General features: G+C 66.4%; 12 protein-coding genes and 1 pseudogene. 9 read left to right on the forward strand and 4 right to left on the reverse strand.

Features of this window, described 5'->3' with window-relative positions:
* Positions 1 to 121: 121 nt before the first annotated feature.
* Positions 122 to 1087 (forward strand): hypothetical protein, encoded by a 966-nt coding sequence (locus tag ACWDO5_RS18610; protein WP_450531407.1) that lies wholly within the window; start codon positions 122 to 124, stop codon positions 1085 to 1087.
* Between the two features lie 318 nt (positions 1088 to 1405).
* Here the strand turns inward: ACWDO5_RS18610 and ACWDO5_RS18615 are convergent, their stop codons facing one another.
* Positions 1406 to 2122 carry a GntR family transcriptional regulator gene (locus ACWDO5_RS18615; RefSeq protein WP_450531408.1) on the reverse strand — a complete coding sequence of 239 codons (717 nt, stop codon included), beginning with the start codon at positions 2120 to 2122 and terminating at the stop codon, positions 1406 to 1408.
* Between the two features lie 132 nt (positions 2123 to 2254).
* Between ACWDO5_RS18615 and ACWDO5_RS18620 the strand changes: the two genes are divergently transcribed.
* From ACWDO5_RS18620 to ACWDO5_RS18655, 8 genes and pseudogenes are all read left to right on the forward strand, one after another.
* Positions 2255 to 3109 carry a fumarylacetoacetate hydrolase family protein gene (locus tag ACWDO5_RS18620; RefSeq protein ID WP_450531409.1) on the forward strand — a complete coding sequence of 285 codons (855 nt, stop codon included), beginning with the start codon at positions 2255 to 2257 and terminating at the stop codon, positions 3107 to 3109.
* Between the two features lie 10 nt (positions 3110 to 3119).
* Positions 3120 to 3365, forward strand: a pseudogene (locus tag ACWDO5_RS18625) (NADPH-dependent FMN reductase); the annotation flags it as partial.
* 79 nt (positions 3366 to 3444) lie between these two features.
* Positions 3445 to 3582, forward strand: coding sequence for a hypothetical protein (locus ACWDO5_RS18630; protein WP_450531418.1), 138 nt, complete (start codon positions 3445 to 3447; stop codon positions 3580 to 3582).
* Between the two features lie 11 nt (positions 3583 to 3593).
* Complete coding sequence (locus ACWDO5_RS18635; protein WP_450531417.1) at positions 3594 to 3986, forward strand: YciI family protein; 393 nt, start codon at positions 3594 to 3596, stop codon at positions 3984 to 3986.
* 615 nt (positions 3987 to 4601) lie between these two features.
* The gene (locus ACWDO5_RS18640) at positions 4602 to 5525 is read left to right on the forward strand and encodes a VOC family protein (RefSeq protein ID WP_450531410.1); all 924 of its coding nucleotides are present in this window, start codon (positions 4602 to 4604) and stop codon (positions 5523 to 5525) included.
* Between the two features lie 123 nt (positions 5526 to 5648).
* A complete protein-coding gene (locus ACWDO5_RS18645; protein ID WP_450531411.1) occupies positions 5649 to 6365 on the forward strand; it encodes an SDR family NAD(P)-dependent oxidoreductase in 717 nt (238 codons plus the stop codon).
* Positions 6366 to 6629: 264 nt separating this feature from the next.
* Positions 6630 to 7979 (forward strand): amidohydrolase family protein, encoded by a 1350-nt coding sequence (locus ACWDO5_RS18650; RefSeq protein WP_450531412.1) that lies wholly within the window; start codon positions 6630 to 6632, stop codon positions 7977 to 7979.
* Between the two features lie 410 nt (positions 7980 to 8389).
* Entirely contained in the window at positions 8390 to 8788 is a 399-nt protein-coding gene (locus ACWDO5_RS18655) for a nuclear transport factor 2 family protein (protein WP_450531413.1), read from the forward strand.
* 325 nt (positions 8789 to 9113) lie between these two features.
* Here the strand turns inward: ACWDO5_RS18655 and ACWDO5_RS18660 are convergent, their stop codons facing one another.
* The 3 genes from ACWDO5_RS18660 to ACWDO5_RS18670 form a co-directional block, all read right to left on the reverse strand.
* Entirely contained in the window at positions 9114 to 9443 is a 330-nt protein-coding gene (locus ACWDO5_RS18660) for an ATP-binding protein (protein ID WP_450531414.1), read from the reverse strand.
* 118 nt (positions 9444 to 9561) lie between these two features.
* Entirely contained in the window at positions 9562 to 10197 is a 636-nt protein-coding gene (locus tag ACWDO5_RS18665) for a CoA transferase subunit B (protein WP_450531415.1), read from the reverse strand.
* Positions 10197 to 10976: a CoA transferase subunit A gene (locus ACWDO5_RS18670; protein ID WP_450531416.1), complete on the reverse strand. Its 780-nt coding sequence runs from the start codon at positions 10974 to 10976 to the stop codon at positions 10197 to 10199. The genes ACWDO5_RS18665 and ACWDO5_RS18670 overlap by 1 nt, the downstream gene beginning before the upstream one ends.
* Positions 10977 to 11631 lie beyond the last annotated feature (655 nt).

The raw sequence follows: 11631 nt of genomic DNA on the forward strand, positions 1-11631 counted from the left end.
CGACAAAGGTCACCAGTGTGACTGATCCAGGCGTATGACATGCGGCATCCGCGCTCAGTCCCGGAGCAGCTGCGGATTCAGTCCGACGCCCCTCGGATCCACGTCCCCCGAAGAGGAAACGATGCACGCCAGAACCAAGGTCTTCACCGGAGTGGCGGCCTCAATCGCCGCCGGAGCGCTCGCCCTGATCACGGGCCTCGGCCCCGCCCAGGCATCCGTGCAGACGCGCACCGCCGCCGTCTCCACGCAGGCCGTCGCCGCCGCCGAAGCGCCGGAGTTCACCGCCACGCCCGCCAAGTCCTTCGACACCTTCGATGCGAACCAGGGCATTGCCGTAGACAGCAAGTACTTCTACGCGGTGAACAACCGCACCATCACCAAGCACGACAAGGTGACCGGCAAGCCGCTGCTCCAGTTCGCGGGCGTCGCGGGCGGCCCGATCATCCACATGGACAGCGGCTCCGTGGTCAACGGCAAGCTGTACGTCGCAACCTCCAACTACAACCAGCGGCCGATGCAGAGTTCGATCGAGGTGTTCGACCCCCGGACGATGCGCCCCATCGCTACGCACAGCTTCGGGATCGAGCGCGGGTCGATGACCTGGCTGGACCGGCACGACGGAGCCTGGTGGGGCGGCTTCGCCAACTACGACAGGCCGCCGGCGGGCGAGACCGAGCCGTACGGCAAGACGGAGAACACCCAGGTCGTCAAGATGGACGACAACTTCAACGTCACCCAGTCCTGGACCATCCCCGCGACGATCCTCGACCGGTTCAAGCCGATGAGCAACTCCGGCGGATCCTGGGGTCCCGACGGCCGTCTCTGGCTGACCGGTCACGACCTCGACGAGGCATACGTCATGAACATCCCGAAGGCGGCTTCGGAGCTTGAGTGGGCCGCCACCGTCAAGCTCCCCGGGGTCGAGGGTCAGGCCATCGCCTGGGACCGTTCGGCCAAGAAGCCCACGCTGTGGGCGATCAAGCGCTCCACCTCGCAGGCGCTGAGCTTCGACGTGCCCGTCGCCTCCATCAGTGACCCGTCCACGGAGAACTGGCGGATCCTCGGCCCCGGCCACTTCGAGCAGTGACCGCCGGCGGGCCCCGGGCCGGCCCGGGGCCCGCCCGCATTACGCACGGCATGATCGCCTGAACCGGCCCCACCGACCGACGGGGAGCACCAGGCCGGGCTGTGGGAGCGACCGGACCTCGAGCGGGTCGAGCGACCCGCGGTCAATCAAGACGTCGCGGCATAGGTGATCAGCTGGCCGGTGTAGCCGCCGTCGGCCCACACCAGCTGCAGCCGGCAGAAACGCGAGCGCAGCCGGGGCCGCAGCAGACCAAGACAGTCCGTGACAATGTGCCGCTTGCGGCCGTTGACCCGTTGAACGACGCCTCTCGGAGGCGGGCTACCGCGAGATGGTGGGCGCTGACGGCGAGTAGTCGTGTTCCGGGCGATCCGCGGCAGACAGTAGGAGTTCGGTGGTGTGCCGGATGTGTGCGCACAGAGCCGCTGCAGCCGCGCCCGGTTCGCGGGCCAGTGCGGCTTCGAGGAGGGCTCGGTGTTCTCCCGCCAGGTCTCGGCTTGGTTCATCGCCCAGCGGCTGTGACCACCGGCGGTAAAGTTCGGCCTCGTCCCGCAGTCCGAGAGCCATCTGCAACAGCCGCCGATTGGCGCACCCTGCCAGCAGCGCCTCATGGAAGGCAGCGTGGGCGGCGGCCCAGTCGTCGTCGACCCGGTTGTCGTCGCCTTCGGCGGTGTAGGGGGTACGTTCCAGTGTGTGGTGGGCTGCCACGAGCCGGGACTCCCAAGCCAGGTCTCCCTCGACCACCGAGCGACGCAGGACCAGGCACTCGAGTTCGACGCGTGCATCGGTGAGCTCGCCGAGGGTCCCACGCGACAGCGGGGTCACCACGAATCCCTGGTGCGGTTCGGAGCGTACGAGGCCTTGCTCGGCCAGCCGTACCAGCGCCTCCCGCAGTACGGTCACACTCGCGTCGTACTGCGCACTCAGTGTGGGGAACTTCAGCCGGGAGCCGGGAAGCAGCCGCCCGCTGAGAATGTCAGCGCGCAGACGTGCCCGTACCTCGTCGCTCAGCGTTTGATTCCCACCCTTGGACACCATACCTACAGTTTAGCGCAGATCGAATCAGTCGCAAACTTTCGAAACTCACTTGACTAGTCGAGTCTCCTCGTCTACAACGAAGATGTGCCTTTCAGGGACGGCACCGACGACGACACTGTCAGGGAGCGTGGAATGCGTATTGCGAATGTCTCCGGTCGGCTGGCGCTGCTGACGGCTGAGGGCTGGACGGATGTGGCACGGGCCAGCAGGGGGCTGTTCTCGTCAGATCCGCAGGAGATCTACGAGCGGTGGGAGGAGTTCCGGCACTGGGCTGCCGAGGCGCCGCCCGCTGGCGATGTGGCGCTGGAGGAGGCCGACCTGCAGTCCCCGGTCCCGCGACCCCGCCAGGTTCTGGCGATCGGGCTGAACTACAGGTCCCACGCGGAAGAGTCCGGCTTCGGGGTGCCGGAGCAACCTCCGGTGTTCACGAAGTTCCTCACATCGGTCGCGGGCCCGTACGGGGAGGTCAACCTGCCTGACGGCAAAGTGGACTGGGAGGTGGAACTGGTCGCGGTCATCGGTCGCCGGGCGTGGCAGGTGAGCGAAGAGCGGGCCTGGGGCCACGTCGCCGGTCTGACCGTTGGCCAAGACATCTCTGAGCGGGAATTGCAGCTCTCCGGTCCTGTGCCGCAGTTCAGCCTTGGCAAGTCGTATCCGGGCTTCACTCCCATGGGGCCGTACCTGGTTACCCCGGACGAGTTCGACAACCCCGATGATCTCGAACTTGGCTGTGCCATCAATGGCGAGGACGTGCAGAAGGGCCGCACGTCGGACTTGATCTTCTCCGTTCCGCAGCTGATCGCCCGGCTGTCCGCGGTGCTGCCGCTGCTACCCGGAGACGTCATCTTCACCGGCACGCCGGCCGGGGTGGGACTGGGCCTCAGCCCCCAGCGCTTCCTGCACCCGGGTGACGTACTGCGCTCCTACGTCACCGGTATCGGGGAAATAGAGCAGCGATTCATCGGCCCGGCCGAGAAGGACCGGTGACGACGCGGGGTTGCACGGTCACCATGGGCGTGCCGCTGTACCAGGACCACGACGAGTCCGCCGGAGGCACGGGACGCCGGACTCCGTCCGTTCGCTTCGGGAGAGCGTCGCACGCGCCGACGCCTTGGTCGTAGCCTCACCCGAGTACGACTGGTCATATTCCCCGGTGATCAAGAACGCCCTCGACTGGTGTTCGCGTCCGGCGCTCACCTCCGTACCGGCCGGGCGCCCGGCACTGCTCATCGACGCCTCGGGGGCCCGGCGCGCACGGGGCGGGCGCAGTTGCACCTGCGCCCGGTCCTGCTGTCCACCCGCACCCCCGTCTGCTGGACGCCTTGCAGATCGGGAACGCCGCGGCCTTCATCGACGCCGACGGCCGCCTGACCCACAACCCCACCCGCGACCAGTTGGCCGTGCTGTTCGCCGAACAGACCCGAGCCGTGCTCTCGGTTCGCGACACCGCGGTCGCTTGAGAGGAAACACGATGAGCAACGACACCGATCAGAACGTCCTCACCGGCCTGGAACTGAGGCTCTTCCAGCTCTACGCGCTGTTCGGCTCCCCCTCCGACAACTGGGACATCGAGTCGGACCAGACCCAGCGGGCGCTCGCCAACCACGTCGTCTACCTGCGCGAACTCGAAAGTGGCGGCGTGATGTTCATGGACGGGCCGTTCAGGGCGCCGGACTACGACTGGGACGGTTCCGGGATGATCATCGTCCGCGCGGAGTCGCTGGCTCACGCGCGGGCCGTGGCGGAACGCGATCCGCTGTTCACCGAGGGGCTGCGCACCTATGAGGTGTGCGGGTGGCAGTTGAACGAGGGACGGCTCGTCCTGACCGTCGACCTCGACTCCAACCTGGTCGGCATCGCCTGACCCATCGATCATCCGAGGGACTCCGGCCGGGCCTGGGACGGCTGGTCGGCGAACCTCCTCCCCACCACCTCGGCGTTGGTACGGGCGGGCTGCGGATCTGCTTCCGCCCGGCGTCGGTTAACTAGATCATCGCACCGCGCGCGTCCTCTTCCAGCGGTGAGCGTCTGAAATAGCCCGCGGTCGTCCGGCCTGTCGCACAAGCAACTGACCGCGCTCTGCGTCAGGACCACCCGGCCTTCAGATCACGCGGGCGCGGGCCCTTGAGCAGGACGTTCACCAGCGCGTCGAACTCGCTGACCGACAGGCGATGATTCCGGCTTGAACTGCCGTCCTCGCGGCTTCTGACTGCGGGGGGGCCATGCCGCGTGTGGAGCAGTCTGCGTGTCAGGCCTGGTGTGCCCGGGTCCTGGCGGTCTGACTGCTTACCGCGGGGTCGCCCCCGGTTCGATCAGAAGAATGCGAACCAGAGGCAACTTTCGAATATCCATTGACTCACCGAATGCGAGACCGTATATGTGTTTCATCGAGATGAACGCATGTGATGCGGTCGCATGACCACCGGATGGTTGCTGCCCGCGAAGGGCAGGGCCGTCCCAGTACTCAGGAGCGTTGACAATGCCGCTGCACCGGCTCAACTCCCTTGTCATCGGAGTTCCCAACGTCGAGGAGACAGCCGCCTACTACACGGAATTCGGCCTGACGCTGGACGACGAGGGCTGGTTCACCACGCGTGACGGTGGACAGCAAATGAAGATCGTGCATGCCCCGACGCGGCGTCTGGTCGAGGTGAATATCGGAGCCGACGACTCCGATGACCTGGAACGGATCGCCCGCCAACTGGGTCGGCTGGACCTGAAGGTCCAGCATCAGGACGGCGCTGTGGTCACGGAGGAGCCCGTAGCGGGGTTCCGTGCCGTGGTGCGGATCGCCGAACGCCTCCAGCAGGCCGAGGAACCGCCGACCCCCTACAACGGGCCTGGCCGCGTGGAGCGCACAGGGGGTCGTGCGCCCGGCCTGCTGCGGGAGCAGCCCGTCCGGCCCCGCAAGCTCGGCCATGTCGTCGTCGGGTCGACCGATCACGAGGCCACGATGCGGTTCTTCACCGAAGGGCTCGGGTTCAAGACCAGCGACTACATCAAGGGCCAGGGCGCCTTCATGCGCTGCTCCACCGACCACCACAACGTCCTGGTCGTCGGGGCTCCGGTGAACTTCCTGCACCACACGTCGTGGCAGGTTGAGGACATCGACGAGGTCGGACGAGGCGCATTTGCCATGCTTGAGGACCATCCGGAGCGTCATGTGTGGGGGCTGGGCCGCCATCACGCGGGGTCGAACTTCTTCTGGTACCTGAAGGACCCCGCGGGCAGTTTCTCCGAGTACTACTCAGACCTGGACGTCATCCCCGAGGACGAGATATGGAAGCCCGAGGTGCTCGAGGGTGCACTGGGCCTGTTCAACTGGGGGCCGCCGGTGCCCCCGTCCTTCGTCCACCCCGAGGACCTCGCCGCCCTCATGACCGGGGCGCACAGCATCCGCTAGCCGAGATGCGGCCGCACACAAGCACCAGTGAGCTCGGCCGAGCCATGGCACCGCACTGAACAGCACCGACGTCCAGAACCGACGTCCAGAACCGACGCCGAACAATAATCAAGGAGTGATCCCATGCCAAAGCCAGGCGACCACATCGTGGTCATCGGCGGCACCAAAGGGCTAGGGCTCGACATCGCCGAAGCGTGCTGCGCGCTGGGGGCGACCGTCACCGTGGCCGGCCGGGATCTTGAGCGCGCCAAGACTGCGGCGGCCTCGATCGGCGACTCCGCGCAGGGACGGTGTTGTGACCTCACCGACTGGGACTCGCTGGCAAGTCTCTTCCAGGAGATCGACCGCGTCGACCACTTGATCCTCACAGCGCTCGACCGCGACAACAACACCATCGAGGATTTCCGACCCGACGACAGCGCCCGAACCTTGGTGATGAAGAACGTCGGTTACGCGGTCGCGGTGCAGCAGGCGTTGCCGAAGTTCTCTTCGCAGGCCTCGGTCGTGATGTTCAGTGGACTGTCGATGTGGGTCCCGATGCCGGGATCGACGACGATCTCCATGGCCAACGGTGGGGTCATCGGACTGATGAACTCCCTCGCGCTGCAGATCGCGCCGGTCCGCGTCAACGCGGTCACTCCCGGGGTCATCGTCGGCACAGACGCGGTCGAGCACGCCTCGCAGGAGCAAGAGGACCGGTACGAGCAACTGCGGCAACAGACTCCTGGTAAGCGACTGCCCACTTCCCAGGACATCATCGCCGCAACATTCGCCCTCACCGACAACCCGGGCATCAATGCTGCCAACCTCGTCGTGGACGCCGGTATGCGTCTCGCGTAACTCCCTCGGCGAGTTCTGACCACGAAAGAAATCCGACCAGCGCCGGTGCGTGGTCCTTGGACCACCAACTGACCATCGGCTACACCCAGCCCGTGGCATGGGGTACGGCAGCCGTGGTCATCGGGCTCATCCCCCTCCCTGTCAGTCTTTGGTGAGACGCCCGGCACATCGGGGAGCGGTGCCCTACGCGACCCGGACATCACATCAGCCCGCACCAAACGGGCCGGCACGACCTCGATCTGCAAGGAAGCAGGAGGAACCCCGGTGACCGAACGTACCCTGATCCGCAATGGTCATGTCCTCAGCCAGGACGACGCCATCGGCGAGATCGCGAACTGCGACATCCTCATCACGAACGGCGTGATCACCGCCATCGGTCCCGATCTCGCCGGAGACGGCTCGATCGATGCCCAGGTCGTCGACGCGACCGCGATGATCGTTATCCCCGGCTTCGTCGACACCCACCGCCATACTTGGCAGACCCTCATCCGTGGCAGCCTGCCGTGCTGCACCCTCGACGGCTACCTCGGCGAGATCATGGGCCGCTTCGGCCCGGTGTACCAGCCGGAAGACATACGCGCCGGCAACCTGCTGGGCGCCCTGGAAGCGCTCAACGCCGGGATCACCACCCTGGTCGACTGGTCCCACGCGAACAACACGCCCCAGCATGCCGACGCCGCGATCGACGGCCTACGGGAGAGCGGCATCCGTGCCATGTACGCCTACGGCACACCTGCGGCCGGCGACTACTGGGGCTTCAGTCCCCTCCCCCACCCAATGGACGCACGCCGGGTGCGCGAACAGTACTTCGCGACCGACGACCAGTTGCTCACCTTCGCGCTGGCCTTGCGCGGGCCGGGAATGTGCACCCCCGACGTCGTCGACCACGACTGGGCGCTCGCCCGCGAACTCGACGCCCGTATCACCGTCCACGTGGGTCAACGCGTCACGGGGTTCAAGACCGACATGGTCGCCGAGCTGCACAAGGCCGGGCTGCTGAACGCCAGCACAACCTACGTGCATTGCAACGACACCACCGAGGAAGAGTGGAAGTTGATCGCCGACTCCGGCAGCACGGTCTCCCTCTCCCCCTACGTCGAGCTGCTGATGGGGCACGGATACCCGGTACACGGCAAGGCCCTCGCCCATGGACTGCGGCCCAGCCTCAGCGTCGATGTCGTCACCAGCGTGCCCGGAGACATGTTCACGCAGATGCGCACCGCGCTTGCCGCGGAACGCATTCTCTCCGCCAACGACGATCACGACGTCGCCTTCGCCCCGAGCCTGACCCACCGCGACGTACTGCGCGCCGCCACCATCGACGGTGCCGCAGCGTGCGGGCTCGACCACCGCACGGGCAGCCTGACTCCCGGCAAGGACGCCGACATCGTGCTGCTCCGGACCGACCGGATCAACACATTCCCGGTCATCGACCCGGCGTCCACCGTGGTGGTGTCCGCCGACACCTCCAACATCGACACCGTTCTCGTACGCGGTACCGTCCACAAGCGCAATGGCGCCTTGACGGCCAACGTGCACGACGCCATGGCACAAGGCGTACAGGCTCGTGACCGCGTCCAGAGCGCCATCTCCCCACTCCAACCGGCGTTCTGACCGCACTTCCCCCCCAGACCGCATCCAGCCCCTGCCCACGACTGCGAGCAGAGCACAGTACGCCAGGGACCCGGACCCGCCGTCCTCCTCGGCGCCAAAATCGGGACATCCGCCCTCGGGGTCCCGGTTGGCCAGTTCGGCTGCCTGGGTGGCGCCCGCACCGCGAGTGCATCCGCGGCAATGCGTGGCAATGCCGCTCACCCGCACGAAGCAGCCCGTGCACGCCTCCCCCGACAACAGGAGCCGTTCGTGAGCAGTGCCACCACTTCTTCCGCCGATGTGCCCGTTTCCGGTCGTCCAGTCGCACCCGCCCCGGTACCGACGGCATGGGCTCGTCGGATATCGGGGCGCGTACCGGAAGTCCCCTGCCCCGTCATGCATCCGCCCCCAGCCCCGATCCGGAGCCTCACATGAACAGAACAGCCGACGCATTCCACGCCGAACGTGAATCCATTCGCCTTCTGGAAAGTCGGCGCTACCGGGCTATGCTCGCAGGCGACGTCACGACACTGGCTCGCTTGCTGTCCGATCAGCTGTGTTATTCCCACTCAGATTCCAGCAGGGACACCAAGGAGTCTCTGCTGGGCAAGATGGCAGACTCCGTTCTGAAATACATCGAAATCGAACACGACGACGACGGCATCCTCTTCGCGGGCGATGCGGCTGTCGTGGTGGGCAGGATGATCGCCACGGTGGAACTCGGCGGTTCCGTCAAGCAACTTGACAACAGGTGCCTCGCCGTCTGGTCGAAAGCCGGCGGCAGCTGGCAACTGCTTGCCTACCAGCCGACTCCCGCTACCGCCCACTGAGCCCGGATCGACCGGTGATGTCTGTGGAGTGTGGGGTCGGCGATGTTGAGATGCCTTGTCGCGGACCCAGTAGCAGCGGTCCGCAGTATCACGCGAAGCCTGCGGCGTCGTTAGAGGCCCACGGCCATGAGCCCCGGCGCAGACCAGCCCAGGACAGGCGGGCGAAGGGACATACACGGCGAAGACCTCACCGTGTTCCACGGCCGACCGGGCCTCTTCCGTGTCCGGCAGCGGCCGGACACGGAAGGCGTCCGGTGCCGGCTCGGACAGCCGTCCCTCCACCGATTCCGCCTCCGCCGCCGCACCCACCACCGCGACCAGCAACTCACGGTCCGTGCTCGTCGGGGTCGACATCAGAGTCCGCATGCGCCACCTGAGCCCCGGTGTCGGCGACGGCAATGCGGAGCATCCCGTCATCGAGGGCCAGGAATAGCGTCATGTCCGAGCGGCCGTGCTGAACTGCGTTGACGGCCAGCTCGTCGACGATGAGCACGGCGGAATCCCAGTACTCTTCGTCAATCTGCCAACGGCTGAGCAAGTCCCCAGTGAAACGGCGAAGCATACGCACGAATGCGGCCTGTGAGGGCACCGCCGCCACGGCCTGACGCGGCGCACCGCCGCCAGTCAACGTATGGGGATTTTCGGATACCGACATCACTGCCGCCCTCCGCGACATGTCCTACGAACCCTTCACCCGCCCCGTCCACCTGCCCGGGATCACCCCCTGACCGGCAACAACCCCGAGAGCGGAGGACTTTGAAATCGCCCTGGGCTCATGCGGCGGTGCTAACCGGTGCGGCCGTCGCTCGCCGCAGCGCTGCCTCGTCGACGCCGGGCGCCAGTTCCCGCAGGACCAGTCCCCTGCTGGTCACATCGAGGACCGCGAGGTCGGTGATGATCTGGTGCACGACCGCTCGCCCAGTGAGCGGGAGGCTGCAACGTTCGACGATCTTGGGTGTGCCGTCCTTCGCGGTGTGCTCCATCAGCACGATGACGCGTCGCGCGCCGTGCACAAGGTCCATGGCCCCGCCCATGCCTTTGATCATCTTGCCTGGGACAGACCAGTTGGCGAGGTCGCCGGTTGCCGACACCTGCATCCCGCCGAGGATGGCGACATCGAGGTGACCGCCACGGATCATGCCGAACGACAACGCGGAGTCAAAGAACGCAGCGCCAGGCAGGGTGGTGATGGTCTCCTTGCCGGCGTTGATCAGGTCGGGACTCTCATCACCCGGGGCTGGGTAGGGGCCGACACCGAGGATGCCGTTCTCGCTGTGCAGGACCACGCCGACGCCCTGGGGAAGGTGATTCGGGACAAGGGTCGGCAAGCCGATGCCCAGGTTGACGTACTGGCCGTCGGTGAGTTCGGCCGCGGCCCGGCGGGCCATCTGCTCCCGGGTCAGAGCCATCAGCGGATCTCCTTTGCCGATGCACCGGTCCCGGCTGTCAGGACGGTGCGCTTCTCAATGCGCTTCTCTATCCGTGCGACCGGAACGACACGCTGGACGAAGACACCTGGGACGTGGACCTGCGCGGGGTCGAGTGAGCCCGGCTCAACCAGCCGTTCGACCTGGGCAATCGTGATGCGGCCCGCCATGGCACACAGGGCGTTGAAGTTACCCGCGGCCGCGGAGAACACCAGATTGCCGTGCCGGTCGCCGACAGCGGCGTGCACAAGCGCGAAATCGGCGGCGATGGCCTCTTCCAGTACGTAGTCCTGGGTGCCGAAGCGGCGCGTCTCCTTGGCCGGCGAGGCGACCATGATGCTGCCGTCCGGGGCGTAGCGCCAGGGAAGTCCGCCTTCGGCCACCTGGGTGCCGATACCGGCCGGGGTATAGAAGGCGGGAATGCCGCACCCGCCTGCCCGCAGCCGTTCGGCGAGCGTGCCCTGTGGGATGAGTTCGACTTCCAGCTCGCCGGCGAGGTACTGCCGGGCGAACTCTTTGTTCTCGCCTACATAGGAGGCAGTCACCCTGGCGACCTGATGGGCCGCCAGAAGACGGCCGAGACCCCAGTCGTCGACTCCGCAGTTGTTGGAGACCACCCGCAGACCATGGACCCCGGACTGGTGCAAGGCGTCGATCAGTTCGTTCGGAATACCGGAGAGACCGAAGCCACCAACAGCCAGGGACGCACCGTTCAGCACGTCCCCGACAGCAGCTGCGGGGCTGGAGATGACCTTATCCATCGGCGGATGCCTACTTTCGCTGGTGTACGCCGGACGCCGTTTGGTTCGTCCGTGGCACAGGTGATCAGCAGTTGTGCGGTGTGCACGGTGCGCTCCGGCAGCCGCTCGGCGGCGGGATCGGCGTCGTATGCGATGACCGCCTGGAGCCGCCCCCCCCCGCTCACCTCGATGTCACGGTCCGGCTCCTGCCGAACGACACCGACTGCCAGAACAGTTCGGCCTCCTCACACAAAGCGCGGGCGGCGCAGCCGCCACACACGTCGGGCACTTCAGCCGCCGACCTGAGAGATCACTCGCCCACCCAAGATGTCGCCGCGTAGCAGCTGGCACACACCGTCCGCGCGAGCCCTTTCAGTTCCCTGCCTTGGCATGCGAATACTCTAGCATGAAAAGAATCTGATCGATATTTTCGAATTGTCATTGACCCTTCAAGTAGAAGCCCATATAAAGGCACATGGCCCCGTCGGCGAGAGAGCAGCGCCGCGCCACAACCACCGGCCGCAGACCCCGTTCACTTCTCCGGCCGCACCGCACAACCGGCCGCACCGCAAAGGGGACGTCTCATGTCTGGAACGACCGGTACCACCTCAGTGATCGTCGCGGGCGCCCGTACGCCCATGGGACGCCTGCTCGGCTCGCTCAAATCCTTCTCCGG

Source organism: Streptomyces sp. NPDC000880, from assembly GCF_053599675.1.

What these genes read in the sequence shown, in the direction of transcription:
- ACWDO5_RS18640 (WP_450531410.1), top strand. Translation starts at nt 4,602, where the DNA reads ATGCCGCTGCACCGGCTCAACTCCCTTGTCATCGGAGTTCCCAACGTC.
- ACWDO5_RS18615 (WP_450531408.1), bottom strand. Translation starts at nt 2,122, where the DNA reads ATGGTGTCCAAGGGTGGGAATCAAACGCTGAGCGACGAGGTACGGGCA.
- ACWDO5_RS18670 (WP_450531416.1), bottom strand. Translation starts at nt 10,976, where the DNA reads ATGGATAAGGTCATCTCCAGCCCCGCAGCTGCTGTCGGGGACGTGCTG.
- ACWDO5_RS18660 (WP_450531414.1), bottom strand. Translation starts at nt 9,443, where the DNA reads ATGTCGGTATCCGAAAATCCCCATACGTTGACTGGCGGCGGTGCGCCG.
- ACWDO5_RS18665 (WP_450531415.1), bottom strand. Translation starts at nt 10,197, where the DNA reads ATGGCTCTGACCCGGGAGCAGATGGCCCGCCGGGCCGCGGCCGAACTC.
- ACWDO5_RS18655 (WP_450531413.1), top strand. Translation starts at nt 8,390, where the DNA reads ATGAACAGAACAGCCGACGCATTCCACGCCGAACGTGAATCCATTCGC.
- ACWDO5_RS18645 (WP_450531411.1), top strand. Translation starts at nt 5,649, where the DNA reads ATGCCAAAGCCAGGCGACCACATCGTGGTCATCGGCGGCACCAAAGGG.
- ACWDO5_RS18620 (WP_450531409.1), top strand. Translation starts at nt 2,255, where the DNA reads ATGCGTATTGCGAATGTCTCCGGTCGGCTGGCGCTGCTGACGGCTGAG.
- ACWDO5_RS18610 (WP_450531407.1), top strand. Translation starts at nt 122, where the DNA reads ATGCACGCCAGAACCAAGGTCTTCACCGGAGTGGCGGCCTCAATCGCC.
- ACWDO5_RS18635 (WP_450531417.1), top strand. Translation starts at nt 3,594, where the DNA reads ATGAGCAACGACACCGATCAGAACGTCCTCACCGGCCTGGAACTGAGG.